This is a genomic window from Betaproteobacteria bacterium, from assembly GCA_009693245.1.
Classification (GTDB): domain Bacteria; phylum Pseudomonadota; class Gammaproteobacteria; order Burkholderiales; family SHXO01; genus SHXO01.
The window spans coordinates 1-22478 of record SHXO01000053.1 but is presented as its reverse complement, the minus strand read 5'-3'; the positions used below and the strand labels follow the sequence as shown (position 1 = coordinate 22478).

The following is a 22478-nucleotide window of genomic DNA, read 5'->3' as shown; positions in this document are numbered from 1 at the left end:
ATGCTTTGCTCTATCAACGGATTCTGGAAGAACTGCGTCAGTTTCCCGATTCGTACAAGGATAAAGAACGGGGAATTCAGTATTACCAGGAGCGACTCCAACAAGGGCGCGGAGGTACCAAGTCTTGCAAAGTAGCATCTGTACTTGGCGTGACAAAGGGCGCGTGCCGCGCGTCGTATCCTTCCAGCCCCCGGACTTGGGCGGCCCGGTGCAATGGATCCGCGGGCGCGGCAAGCGCGTGTTGAAGGAGATCTAGCTCGATGGCACGCAGATCAACTTCCCAGGCTGGTGGGCGGGTGCGTGGGGCGAAAACGGGGGTGTACTGCTCGAAGCCAGGCGCCTGCCGCCTTGCGTGGATTGCGCGCCGGCGGACTCCCTGGACAAGAAGGGCCTGCGGCGCCTCGCCCGTGAGCGCTGCGACGCCCAGGAGGAGAGATCCCGCGCCAGGCTACGGCGGGAAGCCTCAACGTCGCGTTGGCCGCTACCCTGTGTCTCGACCAGACGAGGCGGCAGTGGCAGGTTATAAAGAAGTAGAGCTTGGGCTTGGGGATTTGCTAGAATCCCGCGCTTTCCCGGGTAGGGCAATCTCGCCCCGCTCGCAATTCGCACACTTGGCCGGATGTTAAGGTGCTTGGGGTTTCCCAGGTAAGCAATGGCACAAGTGGAGGTCCAACCTTAACCGGAGTAGCACATGGCAGTCACTATGCGTGAGATGTTGGAGGCGGGTGTCCATTTCGGACATCAAACCCGCTACTGGAATCCCAGGATGGCCCCTTATATTTTCGGGCATCGCAACCGGATTCATATCATCAACCTGGAACAAACGCTGGCTCAGTTCAATGAGGCCATCAAGTTCGTCAAGCAGCTTTCCAGCAACCGCGGCACTATTCTCATGGTGGGTACCAAGCGGCAGGCGCGCGAAATCGTGCGTGAAGAAGCCTTGCGAGCGGGCATCCCTTACGTGGATTACCGCTGGCTGGGCGGCATGCTGAGCAATTACAAGACGGTCAAGCAGTCCATCAAGCGCCTGAAGGACATGGAAGCCATGATTCAGGATGGCTCCATCGAGCGTTTGTCCAAGAAGGAGCAACTGCGCACCCAGCGTGAATACGCCAAGCTGGAGCGTAGCCTAGGCGGCATCAAGGACATGAACGGCTTGCCCGACGCGGTGTTCGTGGTGGACGTGGGTTACCACAAGATCGCCGTGAGCGAGACCACCAAGCTGAATATCCCAATCGTGGGGATCGTCGACACCAATAACTCGCCCGAGGGGATTGCTTATATGGTGGCCGGCAACGATGACTCCAGCCGGGCCATTCGGCTGTACTGCCGCGGCATCGCCGATGCGGTGCTCGAAGGCCGCAATACCATCGTCAAGGAGATCGTCAGCGACGAGTTCGTCGAAGTGGACGACGACGACAAGGCGGCCGCCTGATCTGGCGTAGTACCGAGCAGAACAGGGGGCTCGCGAGGCCCCCTTTTTTTGAGTTTCACCGCCGCGCCCCGTGGGCGCGCGGCAGCATAGGAGTGGAAGATGGCGGAAATCACCGCGGGAATGGTCAAGGAACTGCGTGAGCGCACCGATGCGCCCATGATGGAATGCAAGAAGGCCTTGTCGGAGGCACAAGGCGATATGGCGAAGGCGGAAGAGTTACTGCGCGTACGCTTGGGAAATAAGGCGAGCAAGGCCGCGAGCCGCTTGGCGGCCGAGGGCATCGTGGGAACATTTGTCTCCGCCGGTGGCAAGCTGGCGAGCATCGTCGAGGTCAATTGCGAGACCGATTTCGTCGCCAAGAACGAGGACTTCCTGGGTTTCGTCAAGCAATTGGCGGAGCTGATCGCGAAGAACAACCCTGCTGGCGTGGAAGCATTGTCCGCGCTGCCCATGGCGGGAACGACCGTGGACGGGCACCGCAAGGCGTTGGTGGGCAAGATCGGCGAGAACATGAACATCCGCCGCTTTGCGCGCATCGCATCCAAGGGGCAAGTCGCTCAATACGTACATGGCGGTTCGAAGATCGGCGTACTGGTGGATGTGACAGGCGGGGACGATACGCTGCGCAAGGACTTGGCAATGCATGTCGCGGCGGCCAAGCCCGTGGCACTGGCCAAGGAAGAGGTTTCCGCCGAGCTGATTCAGAAGGAGCGCGATATCGCCACCGCCAAGGCGGCGGAGTCGGGAAAGCCCGCCAACATTGTGGAAAAGATGGTGGAAGGAAGCGTGCAGAAATATCTGAAGGAGGTCACGTTGCTGGGCCAGCTCTTCGTGAAGGACGACAAGCTCACCATCGCGGATTTGCTCAAGAAGAATTCGGCCTCGGTCGCTTCCTTCGTGCTTTACGTGGTGGGTGAAGGCTTGGAGAAGAAGCAATCGGACTTCGCGGCCGAGGTGGCCGCCCAGGCAGCGCAAGCGCGCTAGCGGTAACATCCACCACATGGACAGCAAACCCGCCTACAAAAGAATTCTGCTTAAACTTAGCGGTGAGGCGCTGATGGGGGATGACCCCTACGGCATCAACCGCGAGACCCTGGAACGCATCGTGGGCGAGGTGGCCGAAGTGGTGCGCATGGGTGTGGAGACGGGGGTGGTAATCGGTGGCGGGAATATTTTCCGGGGCGTGGCACTTGGCGCCAAGGGCATGGATAGGGCCACCGCCGATTACATGGGCATGCTGGCCACGGTCATGAATGCCCTGGCCTTGCAAGACGCGATGCGCCACCAGGGCATCAGCGCGCGGGTGATGTCGGCTCTGAACGTGGAGCAAGTCGCCGAACCTTATATCCGGGGCAAGGCCATGCGCTACCTCGAAGAAGGCAAGGTGGTGATCTTCGCGGCGGGGACGGGCAACCCTTTCTTCACGACGGATACGGCGGCCGCGTTACGCGGCATGGAGATGAACGTCGATATCGTGTTGAAGGCCACCAAGGTCGATGGCATCTACACGGAGGACCCCAAGCTCAACCCCAAGGCTACGCGCTATGGGCAGCTATCGTTCGACGAAGCCATCGCCAAGAATCTCAAGGTCATGGATGCCACGGCGTTTACCCTGTGCCGCGACCAAAAACTCCCCATCAGCGTATTCAGTATCTTCAAGACGGGGGCGTTAAAGCGCTTGGTGACGGGGCATGACGAAGGCACCCTGGTTCACAGCTAGCCGGTAGGAGATAGAACGATGATTGGCGAAGTGAAGAAGTCCACGGAGCAAAAGATGCAGAAGACGCTCGATGCGCTGAAAGTGGATTTGGGCAAGGTACGAACGGGGCGGGCGCACACGGGTTTGCTTGACCATATCACGGTGGATTACTACGGCACCCAGACCCCCATCAACCAGGTGGCGAACATGAGTTTGCTGGACGCGCGCACCATTGCCGTCAGTGCCTGGGAGAAGAAGATGGCGCCGGCCATCGAGAAGGCCATCCGCGATTCGGACTTAGGCTTGAACCCCGCCACGATCGGCGAGGTGGTACGGGTGCCCATGCCGGCACTGACCGAGGAGCGCCGCAAGGATCTCATCAAGGTCGTGCGCGGGGAGGCCGAAAATGCGAGGGTGGCGGTGCGCAATGTGCGGCGCGACGCCAACCACCATTTGAAGGATCTCATCAAGGACAAGAAGATCTCGGAAGACGATGAGCGGCGCGGCGAGGCCGACGTGCAAAAACTCACGGACCATTACATCGCCGAGATCGATAAGCTGTTGCATACCAAGGAAGCGGAGTTGATGGCGGTATAACTGCTTACCGGCGGTTCCGCCGAGGCACGGGAGGCGTTGGTGAAGACCGGGGTTCAATGAATTTATTCGCGAGTTCCAAAGTGGCGGTTCCCGGCGTGATGAGCGTGCCGCGCCATATCGCGGTCATCATGGATGGCAACGGCCGTTGGGCCAAGCGCCGCATGATGCCGCGCGTGGCGGGCCACCGCAAAGGGCTGGAAGCGGTGAGAACCATCGTGCGCTGCTGCGCCGAGAGCGGCGTGGAGTTTCTCACGCTGTTCGCCTTCAGCAGCGAGAACTGGCGGCGCCCCGCCGAGGAAGTGTCCTTCCTAATGCAGCTTTTTTTGCGCGCACTGGAGCAAGAAGTCGCCGAATTGCACAAGAACAAAATTCGTCTGAAAGTGATTGGAGACATGGCGAGTTTCGAGGCGCGCCTGGTGGCGGCCATCGAAAGCGCGCAAGAATTGACGGCCTCCAACACGAAGATGACCCTCGCTATCGCGGCCAATTACGGCGGGCGCTGGGATATCGTGCAAGCGATGAACCGCATGTTGCGCGAACAAGGCGCGCGGGAGAGCTTCGAAGAAAGCGATCTCGCGCCTTATTTGGCCTTGAGTTACGCGCCTGAACCAGATCTGTTCATTCGTACAGGCGGGGAGCAGCGGGTCAGCAATTTTTGCTTGTGGCAATTAGCCTACACGGAACTTTACTTCACCGATACCTTGTGGCCTGATTTCGACAAGAAGGCATTCGCGGCCGCGCTGGCGTCCTACGGCAAGCGTGAACGCCGGTTTGGCCGCACGAGCGAGCAGTTGGCCACGCAAAAGTCCGAGCCCATGGCGGCCACGCAGGGTGGCTAAGTCATGCTAAAGCAGCGGCTGCTCACAGTCGCTGTGGCATTGCCGGTGATTCTCCTGGCGCTGTTCGCGGCCCCCGCCACGGTGTGGGGCGGATTGCTCGGTTTCGTGTCGCTGATCGCGGCCTGGGAATGGTCGAAGCTGGCCGGTATGAGCACTCTTGTTTCATGGGCCTACATGATTATTTTCGCCGCCGCGGGCATGGCCACTTACGCCTTGGAGGTGACCCAACCCGGCGGGCTCTTAGCCTGCGCGCAAGGTGTGCTGGGCTACTTGCTGGCCATCGCCTTCTGGGTTCTATGGGTTCCCTTGTGGCTGCGCTCCGGCTGGCGCATCACCAACCCGTGGTACCTGGGAGTCTTCGGCATCGTGGCCTTGATTCCGCTGTGGCACGCCTTGTTCGTACTTCATGCCGAGCCCTGGAAGTTATTGGCGTTGATGGCGGTGGTTTGGGTCGCCGATACGGCGGCCTATGCTTTCGGGCGGATGTTTGGCCGCAGAAAGCTCGCACCCAGCATCAGCCCCGGAAAGACTTGGGAGGGCGTCGCGGGCGCCGCCGTGATGGTGCTGCTCTACGTCTACGGGTTGGCTACGATGTATCCAGATGCATTCCCCGGCGTCTTGCCCATGCTTGGCCTTGGCGTCCTGATGTTGGTGCTTGGCATCGAGGGCGACCTTCTGGAGTCTTGGTTGAAGCGCGTGGCGGGCGTTAAGGACAGCGGTAATCTACTTCCCGGCCATGGCGGGGTACTCGATAGAATCGATGCCTTGGCGGGTGCCATGCCCATTGCGGTCTTCGTACTGTGGCTTATGCGCTCGCACTCATCTGTTTCTAATTTACCCTAAGCCGGCATAGCCGGAACCAAAACGCATGCACTCGCTTCGGCAACAATCATGTTACGAACAAGGGGAGAACCCCCTTGTTTATCCCCCAGGAGGAACAAGGGGCGATCCCCTTGTTGATCCCCCAAAGCACCGTTTCGCAATTTCTTCTCCAATTCTGTCGACAGTGAATCCGTAAGAGACTAATGACCGCGCGTAACCTATGTCTTCTCGGCGCCACGGGCTCCATCGGGAGCAACACCTTGGCGGTGGTGGATCTTCATCCGGAGCGCTACCGGGTGATGGCGGTGGCCGCGGCCACCAGCGTCGATCGCATGCTGGAGATCTGCCAGCGCCACGCGCCGCGGGTCGCTGTAATGACAGAGGAGGCTAGCGCCAATCGGTTACGAGAGCGCTTGCGTGAGTTGAAACTCCCGTGCGAAGTACTTTCCGGGCCAAAGGCGCTGGCCGAGATCGCCCGCGCGCCAGATTGCGACACGGTGGTGGCAGGCATCGTCGGTGCGGCTGGGCTGGAATCTACCTGGGCCGCCGTGTCCGCCGGCAAGAGAGTGTTACTCGCCAACAAGGAAGCACTGGTGATGGCCGGGCGCTTATTCATGCGCCAAGTGGCGCTCTCGGGGGCGCAATTACTTCCCATCGACAGCGAACATAACGCGATTCTGCAGTCCTTGCCGGATAGTTTTAGCGGACGGGCCACTCCCTTGGGCGTGCGGCGCATCATATTGACCGCCTCCGGGGGGCCGTTTCGCACGAAGTGTCTGAGCGAACTCGCGTCGGTGACGCCGCGCGAGGCATGCGCCCACCCGAACTGGGTGATGGGCCGCAAGATTTCGGTGGACTCCGCCACCATGTTGAACAAGGGCCTCGAGGTGATCGAGGCGAAATGGCTATTCGATGCCGCACCGGGGATGATCGAGGTTGTCGTGCACCCGCAAAGCGTGATCCATTCGATGGTGGAGTATCTGGATGGCTCCGTGCTGGCGCAATTGAGTCATCCCGATATGCGAATTCCGATCGCCCACGCCCTGGCTTATCCGGAGCGTGTGGAATCCGGGGCGCGCTATCTGGACGTTCTGGCCATGGCCAAACTGGAGTTCGAGCCGCCTGACTTGGAGCGTTTCCCCTGTTTGGGCTTGGCCTACGCCGCCTTGCATGCCAGTAGCGATGCGCCCATCGTGCTCAATGCCGCCAACGAAATCGCGGTGCAAGCGTTTCTAGATGAGCGCGTGAGTTTCACGCAAATCCCGAGGATAATCGAGGAGACGATGGGCCGCCTGCGCTTACCGGAACCCAATACGCTCGAAGAAGTCATGGATACCGACGCCCAAGCGCGGCGAGAGGCCAGGCGCCAAGTCGCGTTGTTGCATCCAAGCTCCCCCTCCTCCTCTTCGGCGCGCCTCGCCTCTCACATTAACTAGTCACACGCATGTCCCTATTATTCAAGATCGCCGCCTTTATCGTTGCGCTTGGCGTACTCATCGTGGTGCACGAGTTGGGGCACTATTGGGTGGCGCGCTGGTGCAACGTGAGGGTGCTGCGCTTTTCGCTGGGATTCGGCAGCCCGCTGCGCACCTGGATTCGCGGTAAGGACAAAACCGAGTGGAGCATCGCCGCGTTCCCGCTCGGCGGTTACGTCAAGATGCTGGACGAGCGCGAAGGCCCGGTGTTGCCTTCCGAGCTCCACCGCGCTTTCAATACCCAGAGCGTAGGGCGGCGCATTGCCATCGTGAGCGCGGGGCCCATCGCGAATTTTCTTCTGGCCATCGCGCTTTATTGGGTGATGTTTTTACATGGCGTGCCGGGGATAAAACCCATCATCGCGCCTCCCGCGCCGAATACGCCGGCGGCGGCAGCGGGGTTCGCTGGAGGTGAAACCATTACGCGGATTGGCCAGCGGGAAGTCAAGACGTTCCAGGACATGCGCTGGCTGTTGCTCGATACCGCCGTGGCCAGGGAGTCGGTGCGGATCGAAACGCACAATCCGCGTAACGAAATCAACTTCCGGAATCTGGACCTTTCCTCGCTGCGGCCGGAGGATCTCGACGGCGATTTTCTGGAGAAGGCTGGTTTGGGACGCTACGAGCCCGAGTCGCCTGCCATCGTGGGCGTGGTCGTCGAAGGCCGGGTGGCGGCGCAAGCGGGGGTTCAGACGCGAGACAAGATTGTTGCCATCGACGGTAACCCCGTTGGGAGTTGGAGGGATCTGGTGGCCATGGTCAGCGCCAGCCCCGGCAAGGAAATCGTGCTTGGCATCGACCGCGCGGGCCATCGGTTATCGCTCGCGGTGATTCCAGAAGTGAGCGAGGAAAACGGCAAGAAGGTGGGGCGCATCGGCATCGGGCACCAGGCCGATCCGGCCGCCTATGAAGCCTTGATGACGGAGGTAAGGCATGGGCCTTGGGAGGCCCTCACGCAGGCCGTGGGGCGGACCTGGGATACCTCCGCCATTACGCTCAAAATGCTGGGCAAGATGGTGGTGGGCGATGTATCCCTCAAGAACTTGAGCGGGCCCATTACCATCGCCGACTATGCCGGCCAGTCCGCGCAGATGGGCTGGCTGCCCTACCTGACATTCATCGCGCTCATCAGTATCAGTCTTGGTGTCTTGAACCTTTTGCCCGTGCCGCTGCTGGACGGAGGCCACTTGCTGTACTACGCCATCGAGATTCTGAAGGGCAGCCCGCTATCCGAGCGCGCCATGGAACTGGGACAGCGCGCGGGCATGGCATTGCTGTTCGTACTGATGGCTTGCGCGCTTTATAACGATATCTATCGCCTCGCCGGCGGCTCCTGACCGATGATAAGAAGAATAACTAGAACCGCCGCACTCCTCCTCGCCAGTCTGATTGCTTCCCGAGTCCTAGCCTTCGAACCCTTTACCGTGAAGGATATCCGGGTCGAAGGCATTCAGCGCACGGAAGCCGGAACCGTCTTCAGCTATCTGCCCGTCAAAGTGGGCGAGCGCCTGGACGACGCAAAAGCCGCCGCTGCCATAAGGGCCTTGTACGCGACCGGATTCTTCAAGGATGTGCGCCTCGAGGCCGACGGCGATGTGTTGGTCGTGACGGTGCTGGAACGCCCCGCCATCGCGCAGATCGAGTTCGTGGGGGCGAAGGAATTCGGCGATGACAAGTTGAAGGAGAACATGAAGCAGATCGGCTTATCCGAGGGGCGGATTTTCGACCGCAATCTGCTGGAGCAAGCCACGCAAGACCTCAAGGGACAATATTTGAGCCGGGGCAAGTACAGCGCGCAAATCAAATCCGAACTCTCGCCGATGGAGCGCAACCGGGTGGCGATCACGTTCACCATCACGGAAGGGGAAGTGGCAAAGATCCGCCAGATCAACATCATCGGCAACAAGGAGTTCAAGGAGTCCGTGTTACTGGACATCATCACGCTGCGAACCCCGGGGATGTTCACTTGGTACAGCAAGAACGACCAATACTCGCGGCAAAAACTCGAGGCCGATCTGGAAAGCTTGCGCTCCTTCTATCTCAACCAGGGGTTTCTTGAGTTCTCCATAGATTCGACGCAGGTGGCCATCTCCGCCGGCAAGGAGGACATTTTCATCACCGTGAATATCACCGAGGGCAAGCGCTACACGACGTCGGAGATCCGGTTCGCGGGGGAGCTGATTGTCTCCGAGGCTGAATTGCGCAAGGATCTGAAACTCAAGGTAGGGGAAGAGTTTTCCCGGGAGCGGCTGGCGGAATCGGTGAAGTTAATGTCCGACCGCTTGGGAAATTCGGGCTACGCCTTCGCCAACGTCAATCCGGTGCCCGAGCTGGACAAGCAAAACGGCAAGGTGGCCTATACGCTCTACGTCGATCCGGGCCGCATGGTATATGTGCGCCGCATCGACATCGCGGGCAACGTTTCTACCCGTGACGAGGTCATCCGGCGCGAGCTAAGGCAGATGGAAGGTGCCTGGTACTCCACGGAAAAATTGCGCCGCTCCAAGACGCGGGTGGACAAGCTGGGTTATTTCGCCGAGGTGGCGGTGGACACGGTGGCGGTGCCCGGAGCGCCCGACCAAGTGGATATTAACGTCACCGTGACGGAGCGCCCCACGGGATCGCTCTTGTTAGGCGTGGGCTATTCTTCCACGGAGAAGGTGGTGCTGACCGGAACGGTGTCGGAGAACAACGTGTTCGGATCCGGAAACAACTTGACGGTTCAGGTCAATAGCGGGAGCGTGAACACGGTGTACGCATTGTCCTTTACCAATCCCTACTATACGGACGATGGGGTGAGCTTGGGATTCGATGCGTACCGGCGCGACGTGGATGCAAGCTCCTTGTCCGTGGCGACCTATAACACCAACACATATGGATTTGGCCTGCGCGTGGGTGTGCCGGTGACGGAAACCGATACGGTGAGCTACGGCCTCTCCTTCGAGCACACCAACTTGGAGATCTTCGACTCCAGCCCGGTGCAATATCAGGATTTTGTCGCGACATTCGGCAACACCACCACCGCGCTAATCGGCAGCGCCGGCTGGTCTCGCGACAAGCGCGACAGCGTGATCTACACCACCACCGGAAGTTACCAGCGTTTGCATGGGGAAGTCGCCATGCCCGGCGCGAACTTGCGCTTTTACCGGACCACTTACCAGTATCAGTGGTTTTCTCCCATGACCAAGAACACCACCTTGGCGCTGAACGGGCAGATCGGGCTGGCGGATGGCTACAGCGACAAGCCCTTGCCCTTCTACAAGAATTTCTACCTGGGCGGGGTAGGGTCACTGCGAGGCTTCTCCGCAGCCTCCATCGGCCCGAAGGATAGCGTGGGCAATGCCCTGGGCGGGAAACGCCAGATCATCGGCAGCGCGGAAGTTCTTTTCCCCTTTCCTGGCTTGCAGAAGGATAAGTCCGTGCGCTTGTCGGTTTTCCTTGACGCGGGTACCCTGGGCGATACATTCGACCTGGGCGAAACCCGGTACTCCACGGGCATCGCCATGGGATGGTATTCGCCGGCGGGGCCCCTTAAGTTTAGTTTCGGCCGGGCCCTCAACGACAAGCCAGGGGATAAACTACAAACCTTCCAGTTTTCCTTGGGCACGTTGTTCTAGGCCCTGGGGATAGAAATAGAGGATAGACCTAGATGAAATCGATCGTGCTGATGTGTGTGGTTGCGCTGGCTTGGACCTGCGGCCAAGCCGCTGGGAACGAAATCAAGATCGGATTCGTGAGCACCGAGCGAATCTTCAAGGAGGCCGCGCCCGCCCAGCGTGCACTCAAGAAGCTGGAAAAGGAATTCGCGCCGCGCGAGCTGGAATTGCAGAAGCTCGCGAAACAGGCAAAGGATCTTCAGGCTTCGCTGGAGAAGGACGGGGTGACCATGAGCGAGACCGAGCGCCGCAATAAGGACGCGGACCTTGGCCGCATCAACCGCGACCTGCAACGCATACAGCGGGAATTTCGCGAGGATCTGAATTTGCGAAAGAATGAGGAATTGGCGCAAGTGCTAGAGCGTGCCAATAAGGTGATCGCGCAGATCGCCGAGGCCGAAAAATACGATTTGATTCTGCAAGAGGCCGTGTTCCGCAGCGGCCGTATCGACATCACCGACAAAGTCATCAAGGCACTCACCGACAAGTAACGATGCCGGTTTATCGGGTCGCGGAAATCGTCGCCCAATTGGGGGGCGAGTTATGGGGGGATGGAAATGTTCCCATTCGCGGGGTGGGGACATTGACGGATGCCCAACCTGACCAAGCGGCGTTTCTGGCCCGCGGGAAGTACCGTAAGCACTTGGCCGCCACGCGCGCCGGTGTCGTGATCTTGCCCGCCGCCGATGCGCAATCGTTCGCGCAAACGCGCATCGTTTCAGCCGATCCCTACGGCTATTTCGCGCAAGTTTCACGGCTTCTCATTCCGCCGCCCGTGCATGCCCCTGGGGTGGATTCCCGCGCCGTCGTGCATCCCGAAGCTCACGTGGATCCCAGCGCGTGCGTGGGGCCGCTGGTGAGCATTGGGCGCGGCGCGCACATCGGCGCGCACGCCGTCATCGAATCCGGATGCGTGATTGGAGAACATGTTCACATCGGCGCTGGTGCCCGGCTACATGCCAATGTCGTGATTTACCACCATTGCATCCTAGGCGAGCGTGTTATTCTTCACGCTGGCGTGGTGATCGGCGCCGATGGGTTTGGGTTTGCGCCGGAAGGCGGCCGCTGGAACAAGATTCCCCAGGTGGGCCGCGTGCTCATCGGCGATGACGTGGAAATCGGTGCGAATACGACCGTTGACCGGGGAGTCTTGGACGACACGGTGATCGAGGAGGGCGCCAAGCTCGACAACCAAATACAGATTGGGCACAACTGCCGCATTGGCGCTCACACGGCGATCGCGGGTTGCGTGGGAATCGCTGGAAGCACCACCATCGGAAAGAGCTGCCGCATCGGCGGGGTGCCATGATCTCGTGGCATCTGGAAATCGCCGACGAAGTGGGAATATCCGGTGGGACGTTGATCAGCAAATCCATTCGGGATCGCGGACAGTACACCGCGGTGTGTCCGTTTTCCTCCCATGAGCGCTGGTTGAAGAATGCCGTTCAGGTCAAGCATCTCGACGCGCTCGCGCAGCGCATCAAGGCGCTGGAAGACCAGGCCCGGTGAAAACTGACTAGCATGGAAGGCATACAGGAGAACAGGCGGATGGATATCAAGGAAATTCTGAATTGCTTACCTCACCGCTATCCATTCTTGCTGGTGGACCGTGTGCTGGAGTGCGAACCGGGCAAGTCCATTCGGGCGCTCAAGAACGTGACCATCAACGAACATTTCTTCGTGGGCCACTTCCCCACGAGCCCCGTGATGCCAGGCGTGCTGATCGCCGAGGCCATGGCGCAAGCCGCGGCGGTGCTCGCGCACTTCTCCATTGACGACAAGAAGACCGGTAAGTTGTTTTATTACTTCGCGGGCATCGACAATTTCAGATTCAAGCGGCCCGTGATACCGGGCGACCAATTGATCTTGGAGGTTTCCTTGCAACGCATGCTGCGCGGAATCGCCAAGTTTTCTGGAAGCGCGCGTGTTGGCGAGCATGTGGTCGCCGAAGGCGGCTTGCTATGCACCATTCGTAACGAAGAACTCGTCTAGCTTATGATTCACGCGAGCGCAGTGATTTCGCCCGGCGCGCGCCTCGCGCCTGGCGTGGTGGTGGGCCCATACACGGTGATCGAGGAGCACGTGGAGATCGGCGAGGCAACCGTGATCGGCTCCCATTGCGTCATCAAGGGCCACGCGCGCATCGGAAAGAATAACCGCATCGCGCAATTCGTCTCGCTAGGCGAGGCTCCCCAGGATAAGAAATATCGCGATGAGCCCACGCGCCTGGAGATTGGCGACGGCAACGTCATCCGCGAGTTTTGCACCTTCAACCGCGGCACCATTCAAGACGCGGGCGTGACTCGCGTGGGTGACGACAATTGGATCATGGCCTACGTGCATCTCGCGCACGACTGCCAGGTGGGTAGCCACACCATCTTCGCCAACAATACCCAACTGGCGGGCCACGTGCATATCGGCGATTGGGTGATTCTGGGAGGATTCACGCAGGTGCACCAGTTCTGCAGCATTGGCGCCCATGCCTTCACGGCGGCGAGTTCGCTCGTGCTGCGCGATATTCCGCCGTACGTCATGGCCGCGGGGAGCAGCGCCGAACCTCGTAGCGTCAATTCCGAGGGGTTGCGCCGGCGCGGCTTCAGTCCCAAGGCGATTACCGCCATTCGCCGCGCCTACAAGACCCTCTACCGTTCTGGTCTGACGCTAGCCGACGCCGCCAAGGCCTTGGAGGTACAGGCGCAAGAAAATCCAGAGCTTCGGATTCTCGTCGAATTCATATCCGCGTCGCGGCGAAGTCTGAGCCGCTAGTCCCAAGAATCGCTATGCGCGTGGCCGTCGTGGCGGGAGAAGCATCGGGCGACTATCTGGGTGCTCACCTCGTGCGAGCGTTGAAAAGCAAATATCCGGGCATCGACTGTTATGGCATCGGCGGGCCGCGCATGCGCACGGAAGGATTTCGCGTCCTGCACGAATCCGAGCATCTGGCGGTGCGCGGCTATGTGGAAGTGTTGCGCGGCCTACCGCGGATTCTCAGGATTCGCAGGGAACTCACCGATCTCCTGCTGTCCGAGCCGCCGAACCTGTTTATCGGGATAGATGCCCCGGATTTCAACCTGGGGCTGGAGGAAAAACTCAAGAAGCGCGGTATCGCCACCGTTCAGTACGTGGCGCCTCAGGTCTGGGCATGGCGCGGCAAGCGTGTCAAGCAACTACGGCGCGCCTGCGATTTGGTGCTGGCTCTATTGCCTTTCGAGGCTGAGTTGTTGCAAGGGGCCAAAGTCCCCTGCAGCTTTGTCGGGCATCCGCTGGCCGATGCCATTCCCGAGCGGCCGAACCGGGCTAGCGCTCGCGAGCAATTCAAACTGGGCGCGAATCGCTTGGTCGTAGCCTTGCTGCCGGGCAGCCGCGAGAGCGAAGTGAGTTACATGGCGGATTTGTTCGTGAAAACGGCGAAGTTGATTCACGCCCAGCATGAACACGCGCACTTCCTCGTGCCCTTGCTGAGCCGCAAGACCCGCCTTATATTCGAGCAGGCCATCTACCGAAGCGAAGCCGGGGCGGTGCCGGTGACGCTGTTGTATGGCCACGCGCAAATGGCGATGACGGCCGCCGATGGCGTCTTGCTTTCCTCTGGCACGGCGGCGCTCGAAGCCGCGTTGTTGAAGCGCACCATGGTGGTGACCTATAAGCTCTCGCCCATGACCTACCGCATGATCCGGCGGCGCGGTTATTCCCTGCCATACGTCGCGCTGCCGAATATCTTGGCGGGTCGGTTTATCGTTCCGGAAATTCTGCAAGACGATGCCACGCCCGAGATTCTCGCGCAGGCGATGATGAATCAGATCGCGGACAAGGATATTCGCGCCAGGCAAGAGGACGCTTTTCTGGACATTCACCGCTCATTGCGCGCGGGTACGCAGCAACGCTTGCTGGACGCACTGAGTCCCATCCTGGAGAGAAAGACCGCGAGTCCGGGTTCCCGGGGATTGCATGCCCTCGCCGAACCGGTTTCTTGAACCTTGCTGCGGTATCGATGAGGCTGGGCGCGGGCCTCTCGCGGGGCCTGTGTTCGCGGCGTGTGTGATCCTGGATCCCGAGCGTCCCATCGAGGGCCTCGCCGATTCCAAGAAGTTATCCGCGCGCCAGCGCGAGGTTCTGAGCGAAATCATTCGAGGGCAAGCATTGTCGTGGTGCGTGGCAAGCGCAAGCGTTGAGGAAATCGACCAGCACAACATCCTGCAAGCGACGTTGCTCGCCATGCGCCGCGCGGTGCGGGGGCTGAGCGTTACGCCCTTGCTGGCACTTGTCGATGGAAATCAAGACCCGTCCCTAGGCATCGCCACTCGTACCATCGTCAGGGGGGATCGAACTGAACCCGCCATCAGCGCGGCTTCCATCCTAGCCAAGACCGCTCGCGATGCCCTGATGCTGTCCTTGCACAAGGAGTATCCAGCCTATGGTTTTGACCAGCACAAGGGATATCCCACGGCGAAGCATATGGCGGTGCTACGGGAGCATGGCGCCACGGTTCATCACCGCCGCAGCTTCGCTCCGGTGCGGGAGGTGTTGGACATGCTCAGTACAAGTGCCGCTGTAGGTGCCCTTGATGCAAGATGGTCGAGGCCAGTTCCTCGATAGAACGGTGGGTGGTGTCCAGGTATGGAATGGTCTCGCTGCGCATGAGGGTTTCGGCTTCGCGCACTTCCGATTGGCAGTTTTGCAGGTCCGCGTACTTGCTTCCTGGGCGCCGCTCGGTGCGAACTTGGTGAAGGCGTTCGGGCAGGATGGTGAGGCCGAAGAGTTTTTCCCGTAGGGGGCGAAGGGCCGAGGGCAACTTCATGGTGCCGAAGTCCTCTGGAATTAGCGGATAATTGGCTGCCCTGATGCCGTATTGCAAGGCGAGATAGAGGCACGTGGGGGTTTTGCCGCAACGCGAGACACCCACCAGCACGACATCGGCGTTGATCAGGTCCTTGGTGGACTGGCCGTCGTCGTAGGATAGGGCAAAATTCACCGCGTCGATGCGTTTGTAGTAACTCGCCGTGTTGGTGACGCTATGGGAGCGGCCCACGGCGTGAGCGGAGCGCATGCCAAGTTCTTGCTCGAGGGGCGCGATGAAGATCTGAAAGCAGTCCAGCACCAGGGCTTGGGCTTGGGTGACTACCGCTATGATGCTGGCATCGACGAGGGTGCTGATGACCACTGGGCGCACGCCGTCGGCCACGCCGGCCGCGTTAATCTCCTGAACGGCTTGGAGCGCTTTCGCTTCTGTATCGATGAAAGGCATGGTGCGTTCGACGAAGCCAGCTTGGTCGAATTGCGTGAGTAGACTGTGACCGAGCATTTCCGCGGTGATTCCAGTGCGGTCGGAGATAAAAAAAGCGCTTCTTTTGGATGCCATGGGCGATTGATGCGGTTGAAGTGGCCCATAAAATACCACGTTTGAATTTGCATGGACGATTGAACAAATGAGCAGCGAAGCCTATGTTTTGCCCTTGGATCGATTGCGCATGGCCGACGTCGCCAGGGTGGGAGGCAAGAATGCCTCCCTAGGCGAAATGATCAGCCAGTTGGAGCATCTGGGCGTGCGCGTCCCGGGCGGCTTTGCCACCACGGCCGGGGCCTACCATGAGTTCCTATCCGCGAACGCCATGGCGCGGACCATAGACAAGATCGTGACCGCCATCGACGTCGACGACGTCAAGGCGCTGGCGGAGGCTGGGGCCAGGATCCGAAAGATGATCACGGCGGCCCCCTTTCCCGCGCGCCTGGAGCAGGAAATTCGGCAAGCCTACGCGGCGCTGGCCCATGGCGGGAGCGACGATCTGTCTTTTGCCGTGCGCTCATCGGCCACGGCCGAGGACTTGCCCGATGCTTCCTTCGCCGGGCAGCAGGAATCTTTCCTCAACATACACGGCATCGATAATCTGCTCGAAGCTATCAAGCATGTATTCGCCTCCCTCTACAACGACCGCGCCATAGCCTACCGTGTTCACAAGGGCTTCGCCCACGCCGAGGTGGGCTTGTCCGCGGGAGTGCAACGCATGGTGCGTAGCGACCTCGCGGCCAGTGGCGTGATGTTCTCGCTCGACACGGAGTCGGGTTTCGATCAAGTGGTGTTCATCACCTCATCCTATGGATTGGGCGAGACCGTGGTGCAGGGCGCGGTCAATCCCGACGAGTTCTACGTCTACAAACCCGCATTGAACGCGGCGCGGCCCGCGATCCTGCGGCGGACCCTGGGATCCAAGCTCATCAAAATGGTATTCGCCGATTCGCGCGCGGCGGGGCGCTCGGTGCGTACCCTGGAAGTGGATGAGACACAGCGGCGGCGCTTTTCGATAAGCGATGCGCAGATCACCGAGCTGGCGAAATTCGCCGTCATCATCGAGAAGCATTACGGGCGCCACATGGATATCGAATGGGGGCGCGATGGCATCGATGGCAAGCTGTACATTCTGCAGGCGCGCCCCGAAACCGTGGAGGTTCACACCAAGGCCGGCACCCAGCGCCGCTACCGCATCAAGGAGCGCAGCGAGATTCTGGTGACCGGGCGCGCCATCGGTAACCGCGTGGGCACCGGTCCCGTGCGATTGGTGGCGGATGCCTCCGAGATGTCACGGGTGCGCGCGGGCGACGTGCTCGTCACCGACATGACAGATCCCGATTGGGAGCCCGTGATGAAACGCGCTTCGGCCATCGTCACCAACCGGGGCGGGCGCACTTGTCACGCCGCCATCATCGCGCGCGAATTGGGAATTCCGGCGGTGGTGGGCTGCGCGGACGCCACGCGCAATTTGCGCGAGGACGACGAGGTGACAGTCTCCTGCGCCGAAGGGGACACGGGTTATGTTTACCGGGGCAAGCTGGATGTGGAAGTGCTGGATCTTTCCGTGGACGCCATGCCCAAGGCGCCGGTCAAGATTTATATGAACGTGGGCAATCCGGAACTGGCCTTCGATTTTCAGCGCTTACCCAACGCCGGCGTGGGCTTGGCGCGCCTGGAATTCATCATCGCTCGCATGATCGGCATTCATCCGCAGGCAGTGCTGGCCTATCCTAATTTGCCACCGGATCTCAAGCGCGACGTGGAAGCGCGCTCGGCGAGTTACTCCGACCCCAAGACTTTCTATCTGGAAAAACTGGTGGAGGGCATCGCCACCCTGGGCGCGGCTTTCTACCCCAAGCCTGTCATCGTGCGCCTATCGGACTTCAAGTCCAACGAGTATTCCAGCCTGCTGGGCGGCCAGCGCTACGAACCTCACGAGGAAAATCCCATGCTGGGTTTTCGCGGTGCTTCGCGCTACATCGATCCCGGGTTCAAGGAATGTTTCCAGTTGGAATGCCAGGCCATGAAGAAGGTGCGCGACGAGATGGGGCTCACCAACGTCGAGATCATGGTGCCATTCGTGCGCACCACCAGCGAAGCCAAGCAAGTGGTGGCGCTGCTCGAACAAAATGGCTTGAAGCGCGGCGAGAACGGCCTGCGCTTGATCATGATGTGCGAGATCCCTTCCAACGCCCTGTTGGCGGATGCGTTTCTGGAGTACTTCGATGGCTATTCCATCGGCTCGAACGACATGACTCAGTTGACCTTGGGCGTGGACCGCGATTCTGGTATCGTTGCCGGTTCCTTCGACGAACGCGACCCTGCCGTCAAGGCCATGCTGCATCTGGCCATTGACGCCTGCAAGAAAAAAGGCAAGTACATCGGCATCTGTGGCCAAGGGCCGTCGGATCATCCCGATTTCGCCAAGTGGCTGGTGGAGGAGGGCATCGACACCATCTCCATGAATCCGGATACTGTTGTGGAGACTTGGCTCTACTTGGCGAAAGAGGCGCATCGTTGATCTGGGTACACGATGGAACGCGCGGGAAACCATTGCGCTTGTTATGCAGTTGTCTTTTGGTAACATGGGGGCTCTCGCCTTTCCGCGGGCATGACTAAGTTCAGGGCGTGACAAAGTACATTTTCGTTACCGGCGGCGTTGTCTCCTCCCTGGGTAAAGGGATCGCTGCCGCGTCTCTAGCGGCGATCCTGGAATCTCGCGGGATCAAGCTCACGATGCTGAAGCTCGATCCCTACATCAACGTCGATCCGGGGACCATGAGCCCGTTTCAGCACGGCGAGGTGTTTGTCACCGAGGATGGCGCCGAAACGGATCTGGACCTCGGCCATTACGAGCGCTTCACGAGCGCCAAGATGAGTCGCCGGAATAACTTCACCACGGGGCAGATCTACGACCACGTCATCCGCAAGGAGCGCCGGGGCGAATATCTGGGCCATACGGTGCAGGTCATTCCCCACATCACGGACGAAATCAAGCTCAATATCCGCAAGGGCGCGGAAGGGTCCGATCTCGCCATCGTGGAGATTGGCGGGACAGTGGGGGACATCGAATCGCTGCCGTTCCTTGAAGCCATTCGCCAGATGGGCATCGAGGAAGGCAAGATCAACACGTGCTTCATTCATCTAACGCTGCTGCCCTATATCGCGACGGCGGGTGAATTGAAGACCAAGCCGACCCAGCACTCGGTCAAGGAGTTGCGCGAGATCGGCATACAGCCCGATATTATGCTGTGCCGCGCCGACCGCCCGTTGCCGGAGGAAGAGCGGCGCAAGATCGCGCTATTCACCAACGTCGCGCCCGAGGCGGTGATTTCGGTGGTGGATTCAGACAGCATCTACAAGATTCCGGCGATGCTGCACAACCAGATTCTGGACGAGATCGTCTGCCACAAGCTTCATATCCTGGCGCGCGCGGCCGATCTATCCGCCTGGAACAAACTGGTGGAAGCCCTGGAGCATCCCCAGCACGAAGTCACTATCGCCTTCGTGGGCAAGTATGTGGAACTCACGGAATCCTACAAGTCGCTCTCCGAGGCGCTGATCCACGCTGGGTTGCACACACGCAGCAAGATCCATATCCAATACATCGACGCCGAGACCATCGAAGCCGAAGGCGCGGGTTGTTTGGCGGGCATGGACGCCATTCTGGTGGCGCCCGGTTTTGGCCGCCGGGGAGTGGAGGGCAAGATACAAGCGGCCCGCTACGCGCGCGAGAATAACGTGCCTTACCTCGGCATTTGCCTCGGGATGCAGTTGGCGGTGATCGAATTCGCGCGCAATGTTGCCGGTTTGCAGGGTGCCCACAGTACCGAGTTCGACTTGGATACACCGCACCCGGTGGTTGCTCTCATCTCGGAATGGCAGGACCGCGAAGGCAAGGTGGAGCGGCGCGATGCTACTTCCGATCTCGGAGGTACCATGCGCTTGGGCGGCCAGACCTGCGTGTTGGGGGCCGATACACTCGCGCGCAAGATCTACGGAAGCGACCGGATCGCCGAGCGCCACCGCCATCGCTACGAGGTGAACAACATCTATTTGCCGGCGCTGGAGAAGGCGGGACTGAAGGTATCGGGGCGCTCGTCAGAAGGCAAGCAGTTGTGCGAGATGATCGAGTTGCCAGATCATCCTTGGTTCGTCGGTTGCCAGTTCCATCCGGAATTTACTTCCACGCCGCGCAAGGGCCATCCTTTATTCACCGCATTCGTGCGCGCCGCGCTCGCGCACGGATCGCGGAGCAAGGTGGTGTCCGTGGATTTGGAACGCTCGTGCGCGGAGAAAAGGGCTTGAAGCTGTGCCACTTCGAAGCAGGGCTCGATAAGCCGTTCTTTCTGATCGCGGGGACCTGCGTCATCGAGTCGCGAGAAATGGCCATGGACACGGCCGGTACGCTCAAGGAGTTGTGCGCCAAGCTGCGAATCCCCTTCATCTACAAGTCCTCCTACGACAAGGCGAACCGCAGTTCGAGTAAGTCTTACCGTGGGATGGGGATGGAAAAAGGCTTGGCCATCTTGGCGGACGTACAGCGAAGCATCGGAGTCCCGGTGCTAACGGACATCCACGAAACGGATGAGATTAGTTCCGCGGCGGCGGCCGTGGACGTGCTGCAAACGCCGGCGTTTCTGTGCCGGCAAACGGATTTCATCCGTGCCGCCGCATCGGCTGGCAGACCGGTCAATATCAAGAAGGGCCAGTTTCTCTCCCCGTGGGAGATGAAAAACGTGGTGGCCAAGGCGAAGGAAGCGAGCGGCACCGACAATGTCATGGTGTGCGAGCGCGGATTCTCGTTCGGTTACAACAACCTCGTCTCCGACATGCGCTCCCTCGTGGTGATGCGCGAAACGCGGTGTCCGGTGGTATTCGATGCGACCCACTCGGTGCAATTGCCTGGCGGGCGCGGGGATGCAAGCGGCGGCCAGCGCGAGTTCGTACCCGCGCTCGCGCGCGCAGCCGTGGCGGCGGGCATCGCGGGGATATTCATTGAAACTCATCCGGATCCCGCCAAGGCCCTATCCGATGGCCCGAATGCTTGGCCCCTGCATCTCATGGGCGAATTGTTGGAGACGCTGGTGGAAGTGGATGCCGCCGTCAAACGCCGCGGCTTTGCCGAGAACCGTTTGTTGGCTAACGCTTAGAGGAAAGATATGAGTTCAATCGTCGACGTGGTGGCGCGCGAGATTTTGGATTCTCGCGGCAATCCCACCGTGGAAGCCGATGTGTTGCTCGAATCGGGTGCCATGGGCCGTGCCGCCGTGCCTTCAGGGGCATCCACCGGGCAAAAAGAAGCCATCGAATTACGCGATGGGGACAAGAGCCGTTATATGGGCAAGGGCGTGCTCAAGGCCGTGGAAAACATCAACACCGAAGTGTGCGAAGCCATCATAGGTTTGGATGCGGAAGAGCAAACGCTCATCGACAAGACCTTGATCGAACTCGATGGCACCGAGACCAAATCGCGCCTGGGTGCTAACGCCACACTGGCGGTATCCCTCGCGGTGGCCAAGGCGGCGGCGGAAGAATCCGGTTTGCCCTTGTACAGGTATCTGGGTGGCGCGGGTTCCATCGAAATGCCCGTGCCCATGATGAACGTGATCAATGGCGGCGCCCACGCCGACAACAGCCTGGACATTCAGGAGTTCATGATCATCCCCGTGGGCGCGCCAAGCTTTCGCGAAGCCCTGCGCTGGGGTGTGGAAGTGTTCCACACCTTGAAGAAGGTGTTGCAGTCCAAGAAAATGTCCACTGCCGTGGGCGATGAAGGTGGCTTTGCTCCCAATCTGTCCAGCAACGAGGCTGCTTGCCAATTGCTGGTGGAGGCCATCGGCCTGGCTGGGTTCAAGCCCGGAGAAGACATAGCACTCGCACTCGATTGCGCCAGCTCCGAGTTCCACAAGCACGGCAAGTACGAGCTGGAATCGGAAAAATCCTCCCTCACTTCCGAGCAATTCACGGGTTATCTCGCCAATCTCGCGGAGAAATATCCCATCATCAGCATCGAGGACGGCATGGGCGAAACCGACTGGGATGGTTGGGCCATGCTCACGCAACGACTGGGAAAGCGCGTGCAACTCGTGGGCGACGATCTTTTCGTCACCAACACCAAAATTCTCAAGCAAGGCATCGACCGGGGCATCGCCAATTCCATCCTGGTGAAGATCAACCAGATCGGGACATTGTCCGAGACGCTTGCGGCGGTGGAAATGGCCAAGCGCGCACGTTACACGGCGGTCATTTCCCACCGCTCCGGCGAAACGGAAGACACGGTGATCGCCGACATCGCGGTGGCCACCAACGCCATGCAGATCAAGACCGGATCGCTCTCGCGCTCGGACCGCACGGCGAAATACAACCAACTTCTGCGCATAGAAGAAGAATTGGGCGATTGCGCTTCCTATTCCGGGATGGCGGCCTTCTACAACATTCGCCGGTGAAGCTACTCGCGCTCTTGCTGCTGGTTCTCATAGCAGCCATCCAATCTCCGCTATGGTTCGGCAAGGGTGGCTGGCTGAGAGTGTGGGAAATCAACCAGAGTGTGGAAACGCAGAAGAGAACCAACGAAAAACTGCGTATCCGCAATGCCACATTGAGCTCCGAGGTACGCGATTTGAAGCAAGGATATGAGGCTATCGAAGAACGTGCGCGCTCCAAAC

General features: G+C 59.9%; 20 protein-coding genes and 1 pseudogene. 20 read left to right on the top strand and 1 reads right to left on the bottom strand.

Annotated elements, in window-relative coordinates:
• Positions 1-691: 691 nt before the first annotated feature.
• The 15 genes and pseudogenes from rpsB to EXR36_09905 all read left to right on the top strand — a co-directional run bounded on the left by rpsB (position 692) and on the right by EXR36_09905 (position 15119).
• Positions 692-1435: a 30S ribosomal protein S2 gene (gene rpsB / locus EXR36_09975; GenBank protein MSQ59945.1), complete on the top strand. Its 744-nt coding sequence runs from the start codon at positions 692-694 to the stop codon at positions 1433-1435.
• Positions 1436-1534: 99 nt separating this feature from the next.
• Positions 1535-2419: an elongation factor Ts gene (locus EXR36_09970; protein ID MSQ59944.1), complete on the top strand. Its 885-nt coding sequence runs from the start codon at positions 1535-1537 to the stop codon at positions 2417-2419.
• A gap of 16 nt (positions 2420-2435) precedes the next feature.
• Positions 2436-3155 (top strand): UMP kinase, encoded by a 720-nt coding sequence (locus EXR36_09965; protein ID MSQ59943.1) that lies wholly within the window; start codon positions 2436-2438, stop codon positions 3153-3155.
• An 18-nt stretch (positions 3156-3173) separates the two neighbouring features.
• Positions 3174-3731, top strand: coding sequence for a ribosome recycling factor (locus EXR36_09960; protein MSQ59942.1), 558 nt, complete (start codon positions 3174-3176; stop codon positions 3729-3731).
• Between the two features lie 56 nt (positions 3732-3787).
• Positions 3788-4570 carry a di-trans,poly-cis-decaprenylcistransferase gene (uppS, locus tag EXR36_09955; protein ID MSQ59941.1) on the top strand — a complete coding sequence of 261 codons (783 nt, stop codon included), beginning with the start codon at positions 3788-3790 and terminating at the stop codon, positions 4568-4570.
• Between the two features lie 3 nt (positions 4571-4573).
• A complete protein-coding gene (locus EXR36_09950; GenBank protein MSQ59940.1) occupies positions 4574-5413 on the top strand; it encodes a phosphatidate cytidylyltransferase in 840 nt (279 codons plus the stop codon).
• A 182-nt stretch (positions 5414-5595) separates the two neighbouring features.
• Entirely contained in the window at positions 5596-6828 is a 1233-nt protein-coding gene (locus tag EXR36_09945; GenBank protein ID MSQ59939.1) for a 1-deoxy-D-xylulose-5-phosphate reductoisomerase, read from the top strand.
• 8 nt (positions 6829-6836) lie between these two features.
• Complete coding sequence (gene rseP, locus EXR36_09940; GenBank protein ID MSQ59938.1) at positions 6837-8204, top strand: RIP metalloprotease RseP; 1368 nt, start codon at positions 6837-6839, stop codon at positions 8202-8204.
• A 3-nt stretch (positions 8205-8207) separates the two neighbouring features.
• Positions 8208-10484 carry an outer membrane protein assembly factor BamA gene (bamA, locus tag EXR36_09935; GenBank protein MSQ59937.1) on the top strand — a complete coding sequence of 759 codons (2277 nt, stop codon included), beginning with the start codon at positions 8208-8210 and terminating at the stop codon, positions 10482-10484.
• Between the two features lie 32 nt (positions 10485-10516).
• On the top strand, positions 10517-11014 hold the full coding sequence (locus EXR36_09930; GenBank protein ID MSQ59936.1) for an OmpH family outer membrane protein: 498 nt from the start codon (positions 10517-10519) through the stop codon (positions 11012-11014).
• A 2-nt stretch (positions 11015-11016) separates the two neighbouring features.
• Positions 11017-12032: pseudogene (gene lpxD / locus EXR36_09925) on the top strand (UDP-3-O-(3-hydroxymyristoyl)glucosamine N-acyltransferase).
• 39 nt (positions 12033-12071) lie between these two features.
• Positions 12072-12515, top strand: a complete 444-nt coding sequence (gene fabZ / locus EXR36_09920) for a 3-hydroxyacyl-ACP dehydratase FabZ (GenBank protein ID MSQ59935.1) — start codon at positions 12072-12074, stop codon at positions 12513-12515.
• 3 nt (positions 12516-12518) lie between these two features.
• Positions 12519-13289 (top strand): acyl-ACP--UDP-N-acetylglucosamine O-acyltransferase, encoded by a 771-nt coding sequence (locus tag EXR36_09915; GenBank protein MSQ59934.1) that lies wholly within the window; start codon positions 12519-12521, stop codon positions 13287-13289.
• A gap of 8 nt (positions 13290-13297) precedes the next feature.
• Positions 13298-14497, top strand: coding sequence for a lipid-A-disaccharide synthase (locus tag EXR36_09910; GenBank protein MSQ59933.1), 1200 nt, complete (start codon positions 13298-13300; stop codon positions 14495-14497).
• Complete coding sequence (locus EXR36_09905) at positions 14472-15119, top strand: ribonuclease HII (GenBank protein MSQ59932.1); 648 nt, start codon at positions 14472-14474, stop codon at positions 15117-15119. Before EXR36_09910 ends, EXR36_09905 begins: the two co-directional genes overlap by 26 nt.
• On the opposite strand, the gene EXR36_09900 is transcribed toward EXR36_09905, so the two are convergent.
• Positions 15058-15882, bottom strand: coding sequence for a kinase/pyrophosphorylase (locus EXR36_09900; GenBank protein MSQ59931.1), 825 nt, complete (start codon positions 15880-15882; stop codon positions 15058-15060). The two genes, EXR36_09905 and EXR36_09900, sit on opposite strands and share 62 nt — an antisense overlap.
• Before the next feature lie 67 nt (positions 15883-15949).
• Between EXR36_09900 and EXR36_09895 the strand changes: the two genes are divergently transcribed.
• From EXR36_09895 to ftsB, 5 genes are all read left to right on the top strand, one after another.
• The gene (locus EXR36_09895) at positions 15950-18331 is read left to right on the top strand and encodes a phosphoenolpyruvate synthase (protein MSQ59930.1); all 2382 of its coding nucleotides are present in this window, start codon (positions 15950-15952) and stop codon (positions 18329-18331) included.
• Positions 18332-18438: 107 nt separating this feature from the next.
• Positions 18439-20118, top strand: a complete 1680-nt coding sequence (locus EXR36_09890; protein ID MSQ59929.1) for a CTP synthase — start codon at positions 18439-18441, stop codon at positions 20116-20118.
• Positions 20115-20963 carry a 3-deoxy-8-phosphooctulonate synthase gene (locus EXR36_09885; protein ID MSQ59928.1) on the top strand — a complete coding sequence of 283 codons (849 nt, stop codon included), beginning with the start codon at positions 20115-20117 and terminating at the stop codon, positions 20961-20963. The genes EXR36_09890 and EXR36_09885 overlap by 4 nt, the downstream gene beginning before the upstream one ends.
• Before the next feature lie 9 nt (positions 20964-20972).
• The gene (locus EXR36_09880; protein ID MSQ59927.1) at positions 20973-22259 is read left to right on the top strand and encodes a phosphopyruvate hydratase; all 1287 of its coding nucleotides are present in this window, start codon (positions 20973-20975) and stop codon (positions 22257-22259) included.
• Positions 22256-22478, top strand: a 223-nt coding sequence (gene ftsB / locus EXR36_09875; GenBank protein MSQ59926.1) for a cell division protein FtsB, incomplete at its 3' end; no start/stop codon positions are given. The genes EXR36_09880 and ftsB, both read left to right, overlap by 4 nt.

What these genes read in the sequence shown, in the direction of transcription:
- EXR36_09915 (MSQ59934.1), top strand. Translation starts at nt 12,519, where the DNA reads ATGATTCACGCGAGCGCAGTGATTTCGCCCGGCGCGCGCCTCGCGCCT.
- rpsB (MSQ59945.1), top strand. Translation starts at nt 692, where the DNA reads ATGGCAGTCACTATGCGTGAGATGTTGGAGGCGGGTGTCCATTTCGGA.
- EXR36_09965 (MSQ59943.1), top strand. Translation starts at nt 2,436, where the DNA reads ATGGACAGCAAACCCGCCTACAAAAGAATTCTGCTTAAACTTAGCGGT.
- bamA (MSQ59937.1), top strand. Translation starts at nt 8,208, where the DNA reads ATGATAAGAAGAATAACTAGAACCGCCGCACTCCTCCTCGCCAGTCTG.
- EXR36_09905 (MSQ59932.1), top strand. Translation starts at nt 14,472, where the DNA reads ATGCCCTCGCCGAACCGGTTTCTTGAACCTTGCTGCGGTATCGATGAG.
- EXR36_09930 (MSQ59936.1), top strand. Translation starts at nt 10,517, where the DNA reads ATGAAATCGATCGTGCTGATGTGTGTGGTTGCGCTGGCTTGGACCTGC.
- rseP (MSQ59938.1), top strand. Translation starts at nt 6,837, where the DNA reads ATGTCCCTATTATTCAAGATCGCCGCCTTTATCGTTGCGCTTGGCGTA.
- EXR36_09900 (MSQ59931.1), bottom strand. Translation starts at nt 15,882, where the DNA reads ATGGCATCCAAAAGAAGCGCTTTTTTTATCTCCGACCGCACTGGAATC.
- uppS (MSQ59941.1), top strand. Translation starts at nt 3,788, where the DNA reads ATGAATTTATTCGCGAGTTCCAAAGTGGCGGTTCCCGGCGTGATGAGC.
- EXR36_09945 (MSQ59939.1), top strand. Translation starts at nt 5,596, where the DNA reads ATGACCGCGCGTAACCTATGTCTTCTCGGCGCCACGGGCTCCATCGGG.
- EXR36_09950 (MSQ59940.1), top strand. Translation starts at nt 4,574, where the DNA reads ATGCTAAAGCAGCGGCTGCTCACAGTCGCTGTGGCATTGCCGGTGATT.
- EXR36_09880 (MSQ59927.1), top strand. Translation starts at nt 20,973, where the DNA reads ATGAGTTCAATCGTCGACGTGGTGGCGCGCGAGATTTTGGATTCTCGC.
- EXR36_09960 (MSQ59942.1), top strand. Translation starts at nt 3,174, where the DNA reads ATGATTGGCGAAGTGAAGAAGTCCACGGAGCAAAAGATGCAGAAGACG.
- fabZ (MSQ59935.1), top strand. Translation starts at nt 12,072, where the DNA reads ATGGATATCAAGGAAATTCTGAATTGCTTACCTCACCGCTATCCATTC.
- EXR36_09970 (MSQ59944.1), top strand. Translation starts at nt 1,535, where the DNA reads ATGGCGGAAATCACCGCGGGAATGGTCAAGGAACTGCGTGAGCGCACC.
- EXR36_09895 (MSQ59930.1), top strand. Translation starts at nt 15,950, where the DNA reads ATGAGCAGCGAAGCCTATGTTTTGCCCTTGGATCGATTGCGCATGGCC.